We start from the raw sequence: 20,382 nt of genomic DNA, 5'->3' as shown, positions 1-20,382 counted from the left end.
CAGCGCGAGCCAGGCCTTCTGGCCCTTGGTCAGCGGCGACCCACTGTGTCGGTCGGATGTGAGCTCCGCGACCACCTCGGGCCAGATGCGCGCCAGCGCATCCGGATCGTCGTTCACGTTGGGCCCTCCGTCGTCGAGCATTCGTCTCGGGCAGTGTGTCCGACGCCTGAATTCGTACGTCGTTTCGCGCTCACGCGGCGACATCGTCGGATAGCGTCGTCGTTCGTGCGTCGCGGCGGCCGAGACCAGGGTCCGTGGGTGGACCCCGCAAGGTACGAATATGCCACCTGAACTGTGTTTCCACACAATTATCCACAGGTGTGGATAAACGACACCGATGTGACCCCAGAACACGTTTCGTTTCGTGGTATGGCGACTGCGCCAGTCTGACCTGCACCGTTGCAACTGTCTGTACTGCAATCGGACGAATTGTGTCGCGTTGCTCGTGGCAGCGAGGAGCTGTTCGGCCTCCATCACAGCGTGAGTCGCCGCCGGCGAGTGCCGCCTGTGGATGAACGCCTGCGCCCACCGGTACGGACCGAGTTTGACCACCGGTGACTCGATCAGTACTCTCGAACAGTCACCCAATAGCGAGGTGGCCGATGCTTGCTGGCTGCTCACAGTCTGTCTTCACTCGGATTTCTCGCTCGGGAGGCAAGCGACTTCATCCGAACTCGCTGAACCTTTACAGCAGGCGCCGACAGATCGGCGTCGTCGAATCTCGAGGAGTGTTGACCGTGGCCAAGGGCAAGCGGACGTTCCAGCCGAACAATCGCCGCCGCGCGCGCGTTCATGGCTTCCGTCTTCGTATGCGTACCCGTGCGGGTCGTGCAATCGTTTCCGCACGTCGCGGCAAGGGCCGCAAAGAACTCACAGCCTGATAGTCGTTCGTCCGAAGCTTGGAGCTCGGGATGCTTCCTGAGCCGAATCGATTGCACCGCGCACGTGATTTTTCCGTGGTGATGCGTCGAGGACGCCGAATGGGTAGATCGGACCTGGTCGTACACGCCGTTGCGCGTGGCGAGCAGGGCATCGCATCCACCGTTCACGGGCCACGTTTCGGATTGATAGTCAGTAAGGCAGTCGGGCCGGCCGTAACTCGTCATCGAGTTGCGCGCCGGCTTCGGCATATCTGTACCGATGTCCTCGGTGAGCTCACCGAAACCACCGACGTGGTGATCCGTGCACTGCCCGGAGCCGCGAGTGCGACCTCGGCAGATCTCTCGATTCAACTGCGTTCAGGATTGAAGAAGCTCGGTCTTCTCGAAGCTCCGAAGGGTCCGCCGTCATGACGTTCATGGGCAACCTTCGTTCCATTCCTGCTCGCACGCTCGTCTACTTCATCGGGTTGTACCGGACGTACGTGTCCCCGATGAGACCTCCCACCTGTCGCTTCTCCCCCACCTGCAGTGAGTACGCCATCGAGGCGCTCCAGGTGCACGGGATGTCGAAGGGCTCGTTGCTGGCAGTCGTCCGCCTCCTCAAATGTGCTCCCTGGCACTCTGGAGGCTGGGACCCGGTGCCCGAACCCGGTAAGTGGCGCGCAATCGTCACCGAGCCGACCGAAACCGAAGAACACCACGATCTCGCGCGAGTGGAAGAACAGAGGAGTACATAGAGCCGTGCTCGACTTCATTTACTACCCGGTTGCCTGGATTCTCTGGGTATGGCACAAGGTGTTCGGCTTTGTGTTCCAGGATCCCAGCAATGGGTTCGCCTGGGCACTGTCCGTCGTATTCCTGGTCTTCACCCTCCGCCTGATCCTGTACAAGCCCTTCGTCAAGCAGGTCCGCACCACGCGGCAGATGCAGGAGCTACAGCCGCAGATCAAGGCTCTGCAGAAGAAGTACGGCAAAGACAAGCAGAAGATGGCCGTGGAGATGCAGAAGCTCCAGAAGGAGCACGGCTTCAATCCGCTGATGGGCTGTCTGCCGGTGCTGGCACAGGCCCCGGTGTTCATCGGCCTGTTCCACGTGTTGCGCTCGTTCAACCGCACCGGTACCGGGTTCGGTCAGCTCGGCTTGACTCCCGAGGAGAACCGGGAGCTGTCGAACTACGCGTTCAACGTGGCCGACGTGCAGTCGTTCCTCGACGCCCGCCTGTTCGGTGCCCCTATTTCGGCATGGATCACGATGCCGCAGGACCAGCTCAACGCATTCGCCGTCGGCCCCGACGCAACCATCCCGTCGACCTGGGTCATTGCGGCGGTCTCCATCCCACTGATGATCATCGCGGCGATCATGACGCACCTGAATTCCCGTGCCTCGGTGGCGCGTCAGAGTGAGGCGGCAGCGGCGAACCCGCAGTCGGCGATCATGAACAAGCTCGCCCTCTACGTCTTCCCGCTCGGAGTCCTGGTCTTCGGTGCCTTGCTGCCCGTCGCGATCCTGCTGTACTGGGTCAGCAACAACACCTGGACCTACGCGCAGCAGCACCTGGTGTTCGGAAAGATCGACAAGGAGGAAGCCGCGAAGGCAGCGGCCGCGGTGGAGAAGCGTTCCGAGAACGCTCCGAAGCCCGGAGTGAAGCCGGTGTCGACCACCAAGCCCAAGCCCGGTGCTCGCCCCAAGCTCTCGAAGATGTCACCGACGAGCGATCAGTCGACGGTCGAGACCGGCGACGGCACGTCGGGTTCGACAACCGGTGCCACATCGCCGGCCAAACCGAGACCGCAGGCGAACCGGAACAAGTCGACCAAGCGCAAGCGGCGCTGACCGACACGTCGAGAGAAGGACGAACATGGCAGCGGACGTAGAAGAAGCTCAGAACGACGAAGTACAGAACACAGTCGGTGCGGTATCCGGAGATGGAGCAAGTGACGTGGTGGTCGAGACCGATCAGGTGAGTGCAGTCGGCGTGGATGCAGACGCGACTCCTGTCGCCGAAGAGTCCGGCAACGAGAGTGCCGCCGAGGACAAGACCGTCGACGGGTCGGACGACGACGAGGATGATGACGAGGACTACCTGGTCGAGGAAGGGGAGATCGCCGGTGACTATCTCGAGCAGCTGCTCGACGTTCTGGACTTCGACGGCGACATCGACCTCGATGTCGAAGGTGATCGCGCCATCGTCAGCATCGACGGCGGCGACGATCTCGCCAAGCTCGTCGGGCGCAAGGGTGAAGTTCTCGATGCACTGCAGGAGCTCACGCGTCTGGCCGTTCAGCAGTCGACCGGTGAGCGAAGCAAGCTGATGCTCGACGTCGCGGGCTGGCGCGCCAATCGGCGCACCGAACTCGGCAATCTCGGAGCCGAGGCTGCTCGTCGCGTTCTCGAATCCGGTGAACGTGAGGAGCTGACCCCGATGACTCCGTTCGAGCGAAAGATCGTGCACGACGCGGTCGCGAAGATCGATGGCGTGGCGAGCGAGAGCACCGGCGTCGAACCCGCGCGACGGGTTGTTGTCGTCAAGGCGTAATTGAGCTTTTAGAGTCGATGGCCCCCACTTCGGTGGGGGCCATTGTCGTATCCGGATGGTGTCGATCCGGATGGTGAATGTCATCGATGTAATTAGCTGCCCGCCTACCGGGCGGGCATGCTCGGAGATCTATTTTCTCCTCGGTTTCGTCAGATCCGAGGAGACGGAGCGCTTTCGTCACTGTGACGGCGTGTGCGATGGGCATCGAGTGCGACCGGGCCGGTTTGTTCGTGATTGTTTCACGTGAAACGACGTCGTCTCCGCTGTACTGATGATCGCGGATTCCGTCAGCTGATCCGAACACTTCGCTCCGCTGTCGTCGAGATCTGTGCCATGCATCGATTCGGAGAGCCATGTCTACGATCCCGGTATATCGAGGCCGGATTCATCCGTCGCAGTTTCACGTGAAACATCGGAGGGCAGACCGGACGATGATCGAGCACTCCCCCGCCGATGGGGCGACCGTCCGGAGTTGGAATCGTTATGCCGTCGATCAAGCGGTGTATCCGAGTGTCGTCGTCCGGCGGCACGGACCGAACAGCGTCGCCCCCGAGAAAGGACAACCCTCGGGTATCAGCGGTGTGGATCCGAGGGCTCACGAACGATGACGAGCGCAGTCCGATGACTACCGACCGGGTCGCACTCCGACTGATGTACACGGTCGGCCGAGCTACTCGGACGCTGGACCCGTTGTGGCTTCCCGCCGTCTGCGGCGTCCGTAGTCGGCTGCGTCTGCTGCGTCGTTGTGGGCGAGCGGCACCCACCCATCTCGAATCGCGGAACAGATCCGGCACACATCGCTGGATCGGTTTGCGGGCGATGTGGATTCGAGGGACTCAGAGATCTCGTCCGGTTTTGCGACACGATCGACGCGGGCGGCGGAACCGCGGACTCGCCCGGCATGCGTGACAGGCGTATCCCGTCGTACCGAAGGAAGGGGGTCGGACATGTGCGGCCGTGACGTCGGTCCCGCGCTCCGTCCCGGGCTGCCCGTGGCAATACGGAGAATCGACCACCGACTGGAGGCGGGCATCTGGGTTCGCACGAGGATGTTGCACGCTGACGCTTCACGGACCCCCTCTGGTCTCCACTGGTTGAGTTTCACGTGAAACATCGAATCGAGTCGGCATCATCGAGTACCGCCAGATATCCCTACCGACCCGCGTCCGGCGCGGATCTGTTCGTGACCGGATTGCTTCGACGGCGAGACACGGAGGCACGGTCGTCTCGGACTGATTGTTCGGGCTACGTCTCCCGGGGGTCGTCGCATGGATCGAGTTGATCGAGCGACGACCACCTCGTGATGACGTCATCCATCGCGGCTGCAGTTTCACGTGAAACATGGCAGAAGTGTCCGTTCCAGCGGGTCTGCTCCTGCGTACGACGGGAGCGATCCGAACGACGCCGTGCCGCGCGGCTCGGTGTGCCGGGTGGTTCATTCTGGGGTGTCGCACCGGAGAACCGACATGTCTTCATCGGACGGCGGACTTCTCCGTGCACCTGGCTCCGCGTCGTATCCACGATCGATGACTGTGACGTGTAAGCGCCGTTTCGAGCGGTTGTATCGCTATCGTTTGGTGTTCGGTGCCCGGGCACGGGAAGATGTTTCACGTGGAACAAGAAGGCGTGGACAGCACCCGGTTGATGGCCGTCGCAGAGCAGATCTTCGGTGATCGTCTCGACATGGCACAGCGATATCACGACTCGCTGGCGACGGCGGGCGTGGAGCGTGGCCTCATCGGACCGCGAGAAGTCCCGCGGTTGTGGGAGCGACACATCCTCAATTGCGCCGCCATCGGAGAGCTGATCGACGAAGGCGAGACCGTCGTCGATGTTGGGAGCGGTGCCGGACTGCCTGGAATTCCCTTGGCGATCGCCCGCCCTGATCTCCGCGTGACACTCGTCGAACCGCTTCTTCGACGCACCGTCTACCTTGCGGAGTTCATCGACGAACTGGACCTGAACATCTTGGTCGTACGCGGACGCGCAGAACAGCCCGGCGTCAAGAAAGAAGCAGGCGGCGCCGACGTAGTCACGTCGAGGGCAGTTGCCCCGCTCGAGAAGCTTGCGAAGTGGTCGCTCCCCCTGGTTCACGAGCGAGGCCGGATGCTGGCTCTGAAGGGGTCGAGCGCTGCGGAAGAGATCGAACGTGACCGGACTTCCCTCACTCGGATGGGTGCTGGCAAGCTGGAGGTAGTGGAGTGCGGAGTGGGTCTGTTGCCCACCCCCACCATCGTGGTCAGAGCGGTGCGTGAGCCGCGGAGACTGAGTCGTCACTGATGTCGATTGTGGGCTCGCGAGTCCCGCGCTCGATCCGATCGAACGTAGCGAACGTATTGAACACAGTCAGTTCCGCACTAAGGAGCACATATGTCGGGTGGGTCCGATCCCGCTGTTTCACGTGAAACAGCGTCCAAGAAAAACGCGTCGAGTAGTTCGGGTAGGGAGTCGGGAGTGAAGACCGGCTCCGGGTTCGAGTACACGAACGCGATCTCACCGAACGACACTCCGATCGGTGCGGCCGCGCATCGAGCCAGCCAGGTTCTGCATCCGGGATCGGTGTCCCTTCCGAAGCCGGCGAAGCGACGCATGCTGACGATCGCCAATCAGAAAGGCGGTGTCGGTAAGACGACTACCGCTGTGAATCTGGCTGCCGCACTCGCGCTGCAGGGACTGACCGTTCTGGTGGTCGATCTCGACCCTCAGGGCAACGCCAGCACCGCTTTGGGCGTCGAGCATCATTCGGGTGTGCCGTCGAGCTACGAGGTGCTCATCGGTGAGGTGAGCGCGAAAGACGCGGTTCAGCAGAGTCCGCACAGCGAGAGGTTGTTCTGCATTCCAGCAACCATCGACCTCGCCGGAGCCGAGATCGAACTGGTGTCGATGGTCGCTCGCGAAGGCCGTCTCAAGACGGCGCTGTCGGTGGAGGAGCTCGGCGGGATCGACGCCGACTTCATCCTGATCGACTGCCCCCCGTCGCTCGGTCTGTTGACCGTCAACGCGCTCGTGGCTGCGACCGAGGTTCTCATTCCTATTCAGTGCGAGTACTACGCGCTCGAAGGCGTCGGCCAGCTCCTCCGCAATATCGAACTGGTGCAGTCTCATCTCAATCCCGAACTGCACGTCTCCACGGTGATCCTGACGATGTACGACGGGCGCACGAAGTTGGCAGACCAGGTCGCGGAAGAGGTACGCAAACACTTCGGGGACGCCGTCCTACGCGCCGTCATTCCTCGGAGTGTGAAGGTCTCGGAGGCACCCGGATACGGCATGACGGTGCTCGACTACGACCCCGGTTCACGCGGTGCGATGAGCTACCTGGACGCCGGACGAGAGCTCGCTGCACGTTCGGCCGGCATCGACGAAGCACGAAAGAAGTAGCCAGATGAGTCAAACACGTAAGGGTGGTCTGGGTCGCGGCCTGGCCTCACTGATCCCCACCGGACCCGATGCCGGGCCACGCCTCGGCAACGCTGCGGCAGACGTGATAATCGGCGCGGACCGAAACGCCCCAGACCGTCCGGATACATCCACCAAGCCGAAGCGAACCGCTCCGGCAGAGGACCTCACCGAGGTCGCCACAGCACCTACACCCACCCCGCCGGTGCTCAATGGCGACGACCTCTCCCCCGTCGGTGCCGTCTATCGCGAGATCTCACCGGATCGAATCGAGGCGAACCCGAAGCAGCCGAGACACGTCTTCGACGACGAATCGCTCGCCGAACTGGTTCACTCGATCCGCGAATTCGGGCTCATGCAGCCCATCGTCGTCCGTCTCGTGTCGGGTTCCGCTGCTGCCGGAGACGCGAAATATCAGCTCGTCATGGGCGAGCGCCGATGGCGTGCAAGCCAAGAAGCCGGCCTCGAAACGATCCCCGCGATCGTCCGGGAGACTGCAGACGACGCGATGTTGCGGGACGCACTGCTCGAGAACATCCATCGAGTGCAGCTCAATCCGCTCGAAGAAGCGGCCGCGTACCAACAGTTGCTCGAAGAATTCGACGTCACACACGAGGAACTCGCTGCGAAAATCGGGCGATCACGTCCGGTCGTCACCAACATGATCCGTCTGTTGAAGCTGCCGATTCCCGTTCAGCGACGAGTCGCGGCAGGGGTTCTGTCGGCCGGACATGCCCGCGCATTGCTCTCGCTCGACGCGGGTTCGGATGCGCAGGAGTCGTTGGCGGCGCGCATCGTCGCCGAGGGCCTGTCCGTTCGTGCCACCGAAGAGGCCGTCACACTCGCCAATCGCGAGGACGGTACGAGCCCGGAACCGGCGCCCCGGCGCAAGCCGATCCAGATGCCGGGCCTTCAGGACGTCGCAGATCGGCTCTCGGATTCGTTCGATACACGCGTGACGGTCAGTCTCGGTAAGCGAAAAGGCAAGATCGTGGTCGAGTTCGGGTCGGTCGATGACCTTCAGAGGATCGTCGAGATGATGGAAGCTCAGAAGAAAAAGTAGCCGCGAATTTTCAGGACCAGACATACGCGGGCGAAACGTCACTGTGACGGAGCTCGGTCGGAGACAGTCCCGAAAACTAGCGATTTGACCGAAAAATATTGTGATGCAACACATTTGAATGATCGGCTCCACCCGACGGGACAGGTGATCGGATCGCAGGAGTGTAGCCTGCGAAACGACCCGTGTGACATCCTGGTCGAGGAGCGGATCGGCTCCGATCGAGAATTCTCGCGGAGAACGAGAGCACGAAGGCTGAGGTAAGTGGTGTCGGCGATGGTGACCGGAGTGACGCTCGGTTCGTTCGAGCACTTGCCGACGCATTCGCGGCGGTGCAGCTTCTGGGTTCTCGATCCCGCGTCGGAGAGTTCCTCGGTCGACCTCGAATTCGAGAACGAAGTGTGGCTGTCGACCATCATGCTCGAATGGGGGTCGTGTGGGCAGTTGCTGTCCGTCGACGGCACCACGATCGGATGCGCCCTCTACTGCCCACCCCGTGCAGTCCCTCGCGCAACGACGTTCCCGACATCTCCGGTCAGCCACGACGCCGTTCTGTTGACCCAACTGAGGATCGATTCACCGGACGACGCCGACCTGCACTCGGCCACGTTGATTCAGGCAGTGGTCGGTGATCTCGTCAATCGTGGAGTCCGAGCACTCGAGGCGTTCGGTATTCGGCGCAACGCCGACGATGCTGCGTCGGTGGTTCCGAACGCCACCGCACAGCTGACGTGTTCGGCATCGACGTGCATGATCGAAGCGGACTTCCTCGAGAAGGTCGGCTTCGAGGTGATCGCTCCCCATCACAGATTCCCGAGACTGAGGCTCGAGCTCGATCGCGATCACGGATGGAAGCAGGACGTCGAATCGGCGCTCGAACAACTGCTGATCGCAGCCAGTATTTCCGTCGTCGACATCGAGCAGAAGTCGACGGTCGGAGCGCGCTGACAGAACTCGGTCGTACGCGTCGACCGGTCGAGGTCAGGGACGATCGGCTGCGGCGAGCTCTTCGGCCAGAAGTTCGGCGAACGTGAACGTTCCGGTCGGCTGATCGTCCTGACCCAGCAGGTACAGCCGCTTCACGGCGATCAGAATTGCTTCGGCGATGATGTCGCGGTACCGCGGGTCGCTGAGCACATCGACGTCGGATTCGTTGGTGAGGTAGCCGAGGTCGATCTGTATGGTCGGCATGTTGGTCAGGCGCAACAGATCCCACGTCCGGCCGTGGCTGCGGCAATCGAGAAGCGGTGTGCGGGCTACGATTTCACGCTGCACATAACTGGTCAGTACCTGGCCGATCATGGACGTGGAACCGTGCGAATTGCCGAAGTGGAAACTTGCGACGCCGTTGGCCACCGGACTGGTGCTCGACGCGCATCGCAACGAGATCATCAGATCGGCGCCCCAGGCGTTGGCCGTCTCCGCGCGATCGGCGACAGAAGGATTGGTGCCGCGCGCACGAGAAAGGAAAGTCTCCATGCCGGTCGCGGCCATGCGGCCTTCGAGGCGACTGGCCAGATCCCACAGAATCTCCGACTCCGAGACTCGGCCCAGCGGACCGTCGACGATACGGCCGGTATCGGCTCCGCCCAGATCGGGATCGATGACGATGCGCTTGCCGGTCAGCTGTGGTCCGGACTTGCGGACGAGTTCTTCCTCGCTCATGGCGTGCGGGGAGCCGCCCGTGACCCGCGTGCCGAGTAGATCGAGCGAACGCAGGGTGGCGGGCCCACAGATGCCGTCCGGCGACAAGCCGATCTCACGCTGGAACGAGGACAGGCCCTCGTGCGTGCGAGGACCGAAGAAGCCGTCGACGCGTTCGCTGTAGAAACCGAGATCTTGCAATCGCGTCTGCAGAGAGGCGACATCATCGCCGTACAGCGGAGCAGACAACTGGTAGATGAGGGTGCGCGCGCCGAGGCGGTACGACGCTTCTTTCAGCGCGCGGTAGGTAGCAGGGCCGACGACGCCGTCGACCAAGAGGCCGCGGTGTTGCTGGAAGGCGCGAACAGCACCGTCGAGAGCTCGGTCGAACACCGAGCCCGGAGCCGTCCAGTGGCCGTCGTCCATGGGGCCGGGCGGGACCACGGCCTCGTGCAGGAAACCGAGAGCCGAGAGAGTGCCGCGGACCTCGGCGACGGCGGGTCCGGAATCGCCGTGACTGAGCTCCTGCATGCTGGAAAGACCCTCTCGATCGTCCTGACGGCTACCGCGGTTCGGTGCACTGATGTGCCGACGCCAAGCATCGGCACATCAGATGATTGTCGCAGAAAGACGCGCTTCTTCGGCAATCCACACCAATCGAGGGTGAGTCAGATAACGCCTTCGAGGTCCTTGAGCAGTGCGGCCTTGCCCTTGGCACCGACGATCTGCTTGACCGGCTTGCCACCCTGGAAGAGGATGAGCGTCGGAATCGACATGACCTTGAAGTCGCGCGCAGCCTGCGGGTTGGCGTCGATATCGAGCTTGGCGATGGTGAGCTTGTCCTTGTGCTCGGCCGCGATCTCCTCGAGAACCGGAGCGACCATCTTGCACGGGCCGCACCAGGTGGCCCAGAAGTCGACCAGAACGGGCTTTTCGCTGGTCAGCACATCGTCGACGAACGATGCGTCGGTGATGGTGACTGTGCTCTTGTCGTCGGACATGTGTATCTCCTCGATGTGTGAAACTCGGTGGTGGTCAGGCGTTGACGGCGTCGACCGGCTGGTCGGCGTGCTCGAGCGTGTTGCTGGTGATGTCGCCTTGCTCGGCCAACCAGCGCTCGGCGTCGATCGAGGCGGTGCAACCCGTACCCGCAGCGGTGATGGCCTGCTGGTACACGTGGTCGACGAGGTCGCCGGCAGCGAACACGCCCTCGACGGAGGTGGCCGAGGACGGCGAGGCGACCTTGACGTAGCCGCCGTCGTCCAGCTCGACCTGGCCCTTGACCAGTTCGTTGCGGGGATCGTGGCCGATCGCCACGAACATCCCGGTCACATCCAGGGTCGTCTTCTCGCCGGTCACGGCGTGCTCGAGTGCAATCCCGGTGACGCTGGTGTCGCCGAGGACCTCGAGCACCTTGGTGTCGGTGAGGAAGCGAATCTTGTCGTTGTTCTTGGCGCGCTCGAGCATGATGCGCGACGCCCGGAACTCGCTGCGGCGGTGCACGATGGTGACGCTGCGCGCGAAACGGGTGAGGAAGGTCGCTTCCTCCATGGCGGAATCGCCACCACCGATGACGGCGATGTCCTGATCGCGGAAGAAGAATCCGTCGCAGGTGGCGCAGGCGCTGACGCCGCGGCCGAGCAACTTCTCCTCGCCCGGGATGGACAGGTAGCGAGCTGCTGCGCCCATGGCGAGAATGATCGCGCGTGCGCGGTAGGTCTCACCGCCTGCGGAGACCGTCTTGATCGGACCCGTCAGGTCCAGCTCCTCGACGTCCTCGGTGCGGATGTCGGCACCGAATCGGCCGGCCTGCTCACGCATCTGCTCCATCAGATCGGGGCCCGTGATGCCCTCGCGGAAGCCGGGGAAGTTCTCGACCTCGGTGGTCGTCATCAGCGCGCCGCCGAACTGCGTTCCCTCGAACAGGATCGGTTCCAGTTCTGCGCGTGCGGCGTAGACGCCTGCGGTGTAACCGGCCGGTCCGGAGCCGACGATGATGAGATCGTGAACCTTGGGGGTACTCAATGCAGACCTTCCGATCTTGTGCGGCGTGTACGGCCGTCGACACCCGAGTGCACAGTGCACACGACGGTCGACGTACATCTGATCAACACCACCCTAGAGGCAGTTGTTCCCCGGTGAGAGATGTGTCAGCCGATATCGCGGCGCGTCAGGACATCGGGGTTGGCCACGCCACACTCGTTGCCCACGGCGAGGGCGATGAACTGTGCGGGCTGCGCTCCGGCGAGGACCAGCAGAGTGCCGTCTCGGCCGTCGACCCGTACCTGACTCGATCCCAGAACGGTGGTGGCCGGATCCACATCGTTGGACCGCAGACAGGCCGCGAGATCGACCGGATCGGCCAGTGCGCCGGGATCGCGCTTGCCGATGATGCCGAATGCGACACCGGAATCGAGATCGGCGGAATCGAGAACCAGAGCGGAATCCGGACCCGGTGACGGGTCGGCAGCGATCGACTCGGGTTCCTCGGGGGTGTGCCAGACCGCTACGGCCGCGAGCGATCCGGCCGCGAGAAGTGTTGCCGCAGCGGCGATTCGGAGTACCGTACGGTGCCGTCGCGGACGGAGTGGGACGACGACGCCCACCGGGGGCGTCGACTGTTCGACCGTGTGAATCGTGCGATCGATCTGCCGAGCGACGTCGGCCGGAATTGCCAACGTTCCGTTCGGATCCTCGCCCATCTCGTGCAGTCGGGCCGACACCGCGTCGAGACCGGCAAGTACGCGCATCGATTCCTCGTCGAGTCGAACCAGCGGCCACAGACGTTCGCTGACGTCCTCGGGAAGCGCGTCCGCATGCAGCTCGGCCAGCAGCTCCGGCGAGAACGGGGCATCGGGTAGCGAGTCGGTGCTCGACGACACGTTTCTGCCTCCCTTCGCCGAATCTGCTTTGTCTCTCACACGATATAGACGCGAGGGGTCTAGATTCGGTTCCCCGCGTCTTTCAAGTAGGCGAGCTGCGTCGACAGTTTGAGTCGGCCACGGGCGCATCGACTCTTGACGGTACCGGTGGGAACGCCGAGCAATTCGGCAGCGTCGGCCACCGAGTAGCCCTCCATGTCCACGACGACGACGGCCGCGCGCTGATCCGGCGGCAAGGTCATCAGAGCCTGTCGAACGAGAATGCTCGTCTCCGTCTCCGAGATTCGGTCCCTCGGCGACACCGGCTCGTGACTTTCGTTCTCGCTCAGAGGAACCGAAGGCCGTGCCTTGTTTCGGCGGATCCGGTCGAGGCACGCGTTGACGACGATCTTGTGCAACCAGCTGCGGACGGCGGCGTCGGCGCGAAACGACCCGGCCGTGCGGTGCGCGGAGAGCAACGCCTCCTGCAGAGCATCGGAGGCGTCCTCCGGCGTGTAGCTGGTGCGGCGGGCCGTCAGCCACAGATGTTCGTGGTGTCGGTAGATCAGCGTGGCGAAGGCGTTCGGCTCCCCGGCCGCGTGGGCAGCGAGAAGTTCCGCATCCGTGCGCCCCCCCGGCACCGAATCGGCACGTTCAGTCATACGAAAACGGCTCCCCCCGTGTTAACGCATTGGGGGGAGCCTAGGCCATCGAGACCGTGAAGTACGAAACGAACCCGTTTCAGTTACCGAAAGTTGGATTCAGGAGTCGAAACCGATCTCGGAGATCGATGACGCGATCCGGCCGCCCTGCTCCGACAGCGTCGTGATCCAGACGAGCACGTTTCCCGTGGGCTCCGCATCGGTGAGAGGGATGTCGGTTCTACCGTTCTGCAGGGTGGCTTCACCGAGCAGCGTGGTGTCACTGAGGCTGGGAGAGTCGTTGGGGGCCGACCTGATCTCGACGACGGTTCCCGGAGACGTCGATTCGATCCACGCATTCTGCAGTGTCGACGACGGGATGGAGACGAGCAGCCCGACGCCGTTCTTCAGAGCCGGGAACTGCTGGAAGTACGAGTCGGTCGTCCACTCGGTACCGGGGTCGTTGTCGATCACGTTGGAGGCGGTGCCCGGGTTGTCGGCGGAACCCTGGGGGGAGAACACACCGACGTCGTTCATCGCCACCGGTCCACCGGTCGGAGCCGGGGGTGCCGCGGGATCTTCTGCGGGCGGTGCTTCGGCCGGAGTCGTCAGGCCGAATTCCTGGCTGTCGAGGGGGGTGTCGGTGTCGTTACCGGCAATCGAGGTGAAGAGCCAGAAGCCGGCGAACGCGAGAACGATCACCGTCAGGGCACCGAGTACCGCGATGGCGATGTTGGTGCGCATCGACTTGGCCTTCTCGGCGGCGATCTCCTCGGGATCTGCGAGCGAGTGCCCACTCGCACCGGGGGCCCGCTGGCCAAGCCGTAGAGCAGGCATCAGATCCGTCTTGTCGTTGACGACGGCTGCTTGATCGAGGACGTGCTGCACGGTGGCAGCGGTCCGGATTCCGCTGTTCTGTTCCAGCGCCCGCACTGCGACGGCGGAGATCTCGAACGGAACGTCCGGACGGATCTGCCGCGGCTCGAGCGGCGCGCCCTTGTCGTCGCGGTCGGCCGGACGCATACCGCCGACGCTGCGGGCCGGAGCTGCATCGCCGGATACGACGGCACCGCCGGTGGTCTCGGACAGCGGCCACCTGGCGGTGATCAGGGCGTAGAGCATCGCGCCGAGTCCGCGGACGTCCGAGCTGGGGTCTGCGTCGGCCAGTGTCGCGGGGAACGCGAGGACGGCATTGCCGCTGGTGCTGATGCGGACGCGATCCGGGTGGTCGATCGACAGTGCACCGCCGCTGCGGTGCGCCGCTTCGGCGGCTGCGGCGAGAACCTTGATCGCGCGAGCAGCGCCGGTGGGGGCAGGGACGGTGTCGGCCATTTCGCGCAGTGATCGGCCGGGCGTCCATTCGGCGACGACGATGCCGCCCGAGCTGCCGCGCACCACGTCGAGCACACGTGCGAGACCGGGTGAGTTGATCCGACCCAGACGGAGCGTGCGCGAGAGAATCGCCTGCGGTCCCTGCGTGCGGTCGTCGGTCGACGCGGTGGACTGTTGATCGGCGTCGACGAATGTCAGCGCCACCTCACGGTCGAGTTTGACGTCGTGGGCCTGCCAGAACTTGAGCCCGCGCGCGCCACCGTGCGGGGTCAGCAGTCGGTATCGTCCGCCCGCAACCGAGGCACCGGGAATGAGCGTGGGGCCGCGGAGGGTGCGTCCGGGAACGCTCGCGGGGGCGGCCGCAGCGGCCTTGTCCGCGCTGGGTGCGTCGGTCGCCGTCTCGGGTGTCGCCGTGGTCTTCTCGGAATCGGCGTCCGACTCGGACTTCGGCTCGGGCTCGGACTTCTGCGTCCCCTTCTTCTCGATGGGGCCTTCGACGGGCAGTTTCGCCTTCGAGATGGACACGGTCTTGTCGGTCGGACGCGCCGCCAGGGCAGCCTTGGAGATGGAAATCGTCTTGTCGGCCGGCTTCGGAGCAGGCTTACTGTCAGCGGACTCGGTGGCCTCGGCGGGAGTCGCCTTGTCGGCCGACTTCTCGTCGTCCTGCTCGGGAGTCGTGGCTGCGCTCGGTGCCGATGACTTCGACGCAGGTGATGTGGAGGCAGGGGCCTTCACGGGTTCGCTGCGGTCCTGGGTGTCGACTTCGACTCCGCCGCTCGTTCGGTCGGCTTCGTTTGCTGGAGACTGTGCCGGCCCCCCAGCAACATCGTCGTCGGTCACTGTTACTCCTTCAGGCGAATATGCCCCGTGTCGTTCTGCGAACGGTCGACCTGCGGAGGCTTGTGCCCCCGGGTGCCGATGACCAGGGTACGGGAGCCGATCCCGCGCAGTCTCCCATGTGGGCTGGGTTCGAATAACCGGAATCACGCCCGTTTCTGCAGCGGCGAGATCTGCCTCCTGTGGTGCCGTCCCCCCGCGGAATCTGCGAACGAGCCGGCTCAGGGCCACGGTGACTGCCAGAACCTCGGGAATCTTGCCGAACCAGAGGATCGAGAACGTGATGCCGAGCATGATGACGGCGTCGATCGCGACGCGGGCGAAGTTGCCGACCCAGCCGTTCATCATGGCGTCGAGACCGAGGATCCGGTCGATCGCGAGCATGGCCGCACCACCGGCGAGCGAGGCGATCAGGACCAGCCAGATGGTCTTCCCGACGTTGGCCATCCGCAGGTTGCCCAGGCTCTTGTGCAGCAGATATCCGCCGATGATCGCGCCGACGGTGTATCCGAGACCGGTGGCCGTTCCGAGGAGCAGCACCACCTGGTCCGGTTCGGACGCAACGATCGGGGCGAGCAGAGACAGCCCGATCTTGACGGCGGTGATGCCGAGGATGATCCACGTCGGCGTCCAGGCCTTCTCCCGGGCGTAGAAGACCCGGAGGTGAATGAGCACCAGGGCGTACGGAATGAGGGAGAACGCCGACCAGCTCACGGCCTCGCCGAGCCGACTGGCGACGGGTGCGAATCGACCGAAACCGTACAGCGCCTCGCCCACCCACGGCCCGGCGAAGGTCAGGAACACGACGATCGGGACCAGTGCGACCATTGTCAGGCGAGTGGCGACCGAGAGATCGTCGACGACGGACGGGGTGTCGCCGTTGGCGGCGTTGCGGCTGAGTCTGGGCATGATGGCCGTCAGGACCGTCACGCCTAGGATGCCGTAGGGCAACTGCAGCACGATCCAGGCCTGCGAGTAGATCACGTTGCTCGCATCGTCGGTGCCCGACGCGATCTTGGTGGCCACGATCAGCCCGATCTGGCTGATGATCACGTAGAGCACGATCGCGGCGGCCATCGCGCCGAACTTCTTGAGTCGCTCGTCGAATCCCCAGAGCGGGCGCAGGTCGATGCGTTCGCGGCGCAGCGCCGGGATCAGCGCCACCACCTGCGTGATCACACCGGTGGTGACACCGAGGCCGATGACCAGCAGTTGCCTGGTGCTCATCTCGCTCGGACTCAGAGTCGGGTCGTCCGGGATCAGGAAGTAGATGCCGAACACTGCGAGCACGACTAGGTTGTTGAACACCGGAGCCCACGCGCCGGGTTTGAAGTTCTGTCGGGTGTTCAGCACCGCGGTGAGCAGGCCGGACAGACCGTAGAACAGCAACGCCGGCAACACCAGATACGTCAGCGAGATGGTCAGGTCCTCGTTGACCTTCGGATCTCCCGACAGCATCATTCGCGCCAGGATCGGCGCGGCCATCGTCGCTCCGAGCGCGACGGTTCCGAGCAGCGCCACTGCGATGGTGAACAGGCGTCGCACGAACGCCCGGCCACCGTCTGCGTCCTCCTGCTCGGCCCGGACCAACACCGGAACGACGATGGCCCCGAGTACCGCGCCGAGCACCAGCTCGGAGATCATGTTCGGCAGGATCGTCGAGACGGTGAATGCACTGGCGATCGCCGGTCCGAGGGTGGCCGTCATGGCGACCTGCTTGGCGAATCCGGTGATGCGGCTGACCAGGGTTGCCACTGCGATCGAGCCCGACGCGGCCAGCAGTGACTTCTGCGGCCTCGGTTCGGGCTGCGGTACCGGGTCGGAACCGCCCGGCGGGGTCTTCGTCGGCGGAACCGTGCCGGACGGTTCCGGCGGGTAGTCCTCCTCGCGGAACCGTGGGATGAGCTGGGTGACGGTGTCGTCGGCGACAGGCTGGCCGTCGAGCGGCGGCGGTGCCGGGAACGAACGCAGCTCCGGTCGCGACTGCCGCTCCCAGGGCGCGGACCGCGGTGGCGTCGTGCGTCGGAACACCTGCGATGCGGGCATCCGCGACCGCGGCAGGTCGCCGTCGTACGGGACGTTGCCTGTCATGGTCTCTCGTACCCTTCGTCGGCCGGGTCGGGTTGACCTCTGAATCGATGCCAGAGGCGTCGACCTGCAAGTAACAGTAGGAGGGCGCCGGCGCAGGCGGTAATGACGGCCAGCGCCTGGCCGTATGCGTTCGATCGCACGGACACCGTCGACACCTCACCGAGCCGGGAACCGTCGAGGGTCGTGACCGAGAAGTCGACGGACAGGTTGCGGGTGTCGTCCACCTCGGCCGGCACGGTGATGGTGCGCGATCCGCGTGCCGGAAGTTGGTTCACGCCGACGTCACTGATCGTCATCTCCGGCGGCGCATCGACTCGCAGCAGCACGTTGACCGGGACGGGAAGGTCGTTGCGCGCGACGAGCAGCAGCGGGCTCTGTTCCGAGGCCAGGGTGTAGACACCGCCCGGGGCCAGCACGGTCACCGAGGCGTAGATGGTGTCCAGTCCGATGCGGGTTGCGGTGAGCCGATCGCGCGCCATGGCACCGGTTTCCTCGCTCACGGCGCTGGCGCGGCCCGCCGTCGACAGCGCGCGCAGCAGGTCCTCGCGCAGCGGGGCGGTGTACAGACGCGGGGTCAGCGCAGATTGGGGATTCTCGACGAGCGACTGCATCAGGCTGTCTATCCTGGCGCTCTGCGCTTGCACCAGGCCGATCGTTTCGGGGTCCAGCTCGGTTGCCGCGTCGGCGCTGGTCACCGGGGGTCCGGAGGTGGGTTCGGCGAGCAACTCGGCCAGCGGGCGCGGCGTCGCCATACCGGAACGCAGCAGGGAGGACACCGTCGACAGAATGGCCGACGGTTCGTCTCCCCCAGCGGTCCAGTACTGCGGCGGCGCGACGGTCACGGTACGTCCGGGGCGATCCGCGCCGACGAGGGCGTGGAAGTTGATGGCTCCGAGCGCGTCCTGCAGGCGTGCGGTGCGAGAGTCGGTGGTGAGATCGAAGCGCTGCTCGGCTGGGGTGAGAGCGGGGGTGGACGGCGTGTCTCCGACGCCGGCCAGTGCCGCTGCAGTGGCGGCGTCGTAGTGGGTGGCGGTCAAGGTTTCGGTCGGCTGGGTTTCGGTCTGCTGAGTTTCCGACGGCTCGGTGTCGGACGAGATCAGCGGTGAGGTGGGGTCCGAGGTGGGCGGGCTGATGCTGTTGTCGGCGACCAGTACGGTGTCGGTGCCCGCCGATTGCAGGGCCTCGGCGGTGTCGGGGTCGACCCCACCGGTGGTGCTCCAGGTGAAGCCTCGTGTCGAGGTGATGCCGAGGATGCCGTCGACGATGTCTGCCGGGGCACTCACGGCACTGCCGAGCAACGTGGGATTGCCGATGTCGGCCACCGCCCCCAGGTCGGTCTGGGCGAACGGCATCGCCGTCACGCAGCTGCTCGACGCGACCGTTTCGAGCCGGGACAGCCATTGAGCTGCCGCTGCGCTTCCGGTGCCCTCCCGGGTCGTGCTGGCGGGATCGGCCGGGTTGTCGACGACGAGGTAGCCGCGGGTCATGTTCGAGACGGTGACGAGCAGATCGGGATCGATGCCGATACACAGGCTCGACGCCAACTTGCCGTCGGGATCCAGGCCCGGTTGCGTCGCGAATTCGACGGCCTTGAGCAGGGTGTCGAGCCGTCCGCCACCGGCGAGTTCGTCGGCGAGTTCGTCGTCGATCAGCCGAACTCGTTCGTCGACCGAGCCGGGAATTCCGGCAGCCAGACGAGGGATGTCGGCCAGCGGCCACAACACCGTCATGGCGACAGGATTGCGAGTGTTGGGAGGCAGCGGCACCGCGTCGGGAGCGGTGGGGTCCATTTCGCCCGGGTTGCGAGGCAATCCGACGACGGGCAGGAGAAAGCGGGCGTCGTCGAGACGTGCGGTTCCGCCGTATTCGGGCGTGCCGTTGACGTTGAGCAACAGCGGGTAGACGCCCGGGGCCTCGATTCCCAGTGATGGCTCGGTGGTGCTGCGCAGCTGCATCGATAGATCGAACTGGCGGCTCTCGTTCTTCTCCAGCGACTCGGCGACGGTGACGAAATTGCCGACGCTGTCGAAGCTGTCCTGGTCGAGAGTCAGCGACGTCCGCAGGCCCGCTGTGGTGTCGACCGCGCTGGTGGCCTGCATGCGGACACTGACGTCGTCGACGCGTCGGTCTCCGGTGTTTCTCACCGTGGCGCGAACGGTCACGAACGGATCGCTGGTAGTGGTGACAGTGGAGGGGGCGACGGTCTCGATGCTCAGCGTGAGGAACGGGTTTCCGGCCTGCGTCATCGGAGTATCGGGAACCGCGCTGGTGGTGGCGCTCGAGTCGCCGACGGAGGCGTCGGGTTGGGCTGCGGCAGTAGGAAGCTGTGCGGGGGTCAGCGTCGCGCTGCCGATGGCCGGCGCCACCGCAAGAGAAAACGAGGTCAGTGCGGCGGCAGCGACCTTCCGGGCCCGCACGCTCACTTCCCGCCGGGGGTGGGTGCGGTCGAGTGGCCGCCGCTCGTGTCGCCGTTGTTCGTGTCGTCGGTGTTCATGTCGTCGATGAGGCGGGTGGCGATGGCGGCGAGTTTGCGTTCGTCGGCGTAGGCGAGTCGAGACGGGAGTTCGTTCAGCGGGACCCACGCGACCTCGGTGACCTCGAGGTCTTCGTCGGAGAGTTCGCCGCCGAGGAATCGGAGCAGGTAGTGGTGGACGGTCTTGTGGACGCGTCGGCCCTCGGTGACGAACCAGTAATCGATGCTGCCCAGCGAGGCGAGGACGGTTCCGCGGATGCCGGTTTCCTCGGCGACCTCGCGCATTGCCGTCTGTTCGGCCGTTTCGCCCTGTTCGATGTGACCCTTGGGCAGGGACCAGAGGAGGCGACCGCGACGGTCGGTTCGGCCGATGAGGGCTGCGCAGCGCTTGGCCGGTGGCCCGTCGAGGCCGTCGACCACCAGGCCGCCCGCCGAGGTTTCGCGGACCGTCCGCAGCTTGGGTGCTTGGGTGTCGGCGCGTGCCTGACGCCGCCGCGGGTTGCGGCGGCTCCTGTTCGCACGTTCGGCAGCAGACACCCGATCCATACTAGTTGCCTCTGCGCGCTCTTCGACCGTGCCGCACCGCGGTCAGTGGCCGAGACAATCCATTCGGTGCAGCGCCAGTAG

General features: G+C 64.6%; 17 protein-coding genes. 9 read left to right on the top strand and 8 right to left on the bottom strand.

From position 1 onward, the window contains the following. The first annotated feature begins 737 nt into the window (after positions 1–737). The 9 genes from rpmH (at position 738) to AABD04_RS24955 (ending at position 8,824) form a co-directional block, all read left to right on the top strand. Complete coding sequence (rpmH, locus tag AABD04_RS24995; protein ID WP_026347786.1) at positions 738–881, top strand: 50S ribosomal protein L34; 144 nt, start codon at positions 738–740, stop codon at positions 879–881. A gap of 30 nt (positions 882–911) precedes the next feature. Next, positions 912–1,292 carry a ribonuclease P protein component gene (gene rnpA, locus AABD04_RS24990; protein ID WP_341442905.1) on the top strand — a complete coding sequence of 127 codons (381 nt, stop codon included), beginning with the start codon at positions 912–914 and terminating at the stop codon, positions 1,290–1,292. Further along, positions 1,289–1,618: a membrane protein insertion efficiency factor YidD gene (gene yidD, locus AABD04_RS24985; protein WP_243595689.1), complete on the top strand. Its 330-nt coding sequence runs from the start codon at positions 1,289–1,291 to the stop codon at positions 1,616–1,618. Before rnpA ends, yidD begins: the two co-directional genes overlap by 4 nt. Positions 1,619–1,622: 4 nt before the next feature. Next, entirely contained in the window at positions 1,623–2,714 is a 1,092-nt protein-coding gene (gene yidC, locus AABD04_RS24980; RefSeq protein WP_243595688.1) for a membrane protein insertase YidC, read from the top strand. A 25-nt stretch (positions 2,715–2,739) separates the two neighbouring features. Continuing rightward, positions 2,740–3,417: a Jag family protein gene (locus AABD04_RS24975; RefSeq protein WP_341442904.1), complete on the top strand. Its 678-nt coding sequence runs from the start codon at positions 2,740–2,742 to the stop codon at positions 3,415–3,417. A 1,602-nt stretch (positions 3,418–5,019) separates the two neighbouring features. Continuing rightward, on the top strand, positions 5,020–5,697 hold the full coding sequence (gene rsmG, locus AABD04_RS24970; protein ID WP_341443141.1) for a 16S rRNA (guanine(527)-N(7))-methyltransferase RsmG: 678 nt from the start codon (positions 5,020–5,022) through the stop codon (positions 5,695–5,697). A gap of 90 nt (positions 5,698–5,787) precedes the next feature. Continuing rightward, positions 5,788–6,798 (top strand): ParA family protein, encoded by a 1,011-nt coding sequence (locus AABD04_RS24965; protein ID WP_243595686.1) that lies wholly within the window; start codon positions 5,788–5,790, stop codon positions 6,796–6,798. Between the two features lie 4 nt (positions 6,799–6,802). After that, entirely contained in the window at positions 6,803–7,879 is a 1,077-nt protein-coding gene (locus tag AABD04_RS24960; RefSeq protein WP_341442903.1) for a ParB/RepB/Spo0J family partition protein, read from the top strand. A gap of 264 nt (positions 7,880–8,143) precedes the next feature. Then, complete coding sequence (locus AABD04_RS24955; protein WP_243595737.1) at positions 8,144–8,824, top strand: GNAT family N-acetyltransferase; 681 nt, start codon at positions 8,144–8,146, stop codon at positions 8,822–8,824. Between the two features lie 33 nt (positions 8,825–8,857). Here AABD04_RS24955 and AABD04_RS24950 read toward each other — a convergent pair whose 3' ends face one another. The 8 genes from AABD04_RS24950 to AABD04_RS24915 all read right to left on the bottom strand — a co-directional run bounded on the left by AABD04_RS24950 (position 8,858) and on the right by AABD04_RS24915 (position 20,292). Then, a complete protein-coding gene (locus AABD04_RS24950; RefSeq protein ID WP_243595684.1) occupies positions 8,858–10,051 on the bottom strand; it encodes an N-acetylmuramoyl-L-alanine amidase in 1,194 nt (397 codons plus the stop codon). Between the two features lie 137 nt (positions 10,052–10,188). Continuing rightward, positions 10,189–10,521 carry a thioredoxin gene (gene trxA, locus AABD04_RS24945; protein ID WP_008711582.1) on the bottom strand — a complete coding sequence of 111 codons (333 nt, stop codon included), beginning with the start codon at positions 10,519–10,521 and terminating at the stop codon, positions 10,189–10,191. A 34-nt stretch (positions 10,522–10,555) separates the two neighbouring features. After that, positions 10,556–11,545 (bottom strand): thioredoxin-disulfide reductase, encoded by a 990-nt coding sequence (gene trxB, locus AABD04_RS24940; RefSeq protein ID WP_341442902.1) that lies wholly within the window; start codon positions 11,543–11,545, stop codon positions 10,556–10,558. 125 nt (positions 11,546–11,670) lie between these two features. After that, a complete protein-coding gene (locus tag AABD04_RS24935; RefSeq protein WP_341442901.1) occupies positions 11,671–12,402 on the bottom strand; it encodes a hypothetical protein in 732 nt (243 codons plus the stop codon). A gap of 59 nt (positions 12,403–12,461) precedes the next feature. Then, positions 12,462–13,043 carry an RNA polymerase sigma factor SigM gene (gene sigM, locus AABD04_RS24930; RefSeq protein ID WP_341442900.1) on the bottom strand — a complete coding sequence of 194 codons (582 nt, stop codon included), beginning with the start codon at positions 13,041–13,043 and terminating at the stop codon, positions 12,462–12,464. A 99-nt stretch (positions 13,044–13,142) separates the two neighbouring features. Beyond that, a complete protein-coding gene (locus tag AABD04_RS24925) occupies positions 13,143–17,282 on the bottom strand; it encodes a lipid II flippase MurJ (RefSeq protein ID WP_341442899.1) in 4,140 nt (1,379 codons plus the stop codon). Then, positions 17,279–19,705, bottom strand: coding sequence for a glycoprotein (locus AABD04_RS24920; protein ID WP_341442898.1), 2,427 nt, complete (start codon positions 19,703–19,705; stop codon positions 17,279–17,281). The genes AABD04_RS24925 and AABD04_RS24920 overlap by 4 nt, the downstream gene beginning before the upstream one ends. Beyond that, the gene (locus AABD04_RS24915; RefSeq protein WP_243595677.1) at positions 19,702–20,292 is read right to left on the bottom strand and encodes an NUDIX hydrolase; all 591 of its coding nucleotides are present in this window, start codon (positions 20,290–20,292) and stop codon (positions 19,702–19,704) included. Before AABD04_RS24915 ends, AABD04_RS24920 begins: the two co-directional genes overlap by 4 nt. Between the last annotated feature and the right edge of the window lie 90 nt (positions 20,293–20,382).

It is taken from the genome of Rhodococcoides navarretei (assembly GCF_038069675.1).
In the GTDB taxonomy this organism is placed as follows: Bacteria; Actinomycetota; Actinomycetes; order Mycobacteriales; family Mycobacteriaceae; genus Rhodococcoides; species Rhodococcoides navarretei.
Note: the sequence above shows the minus strand (reverse complement) of the source record. Positions and strands in the feature narration are given on the sequence as shown.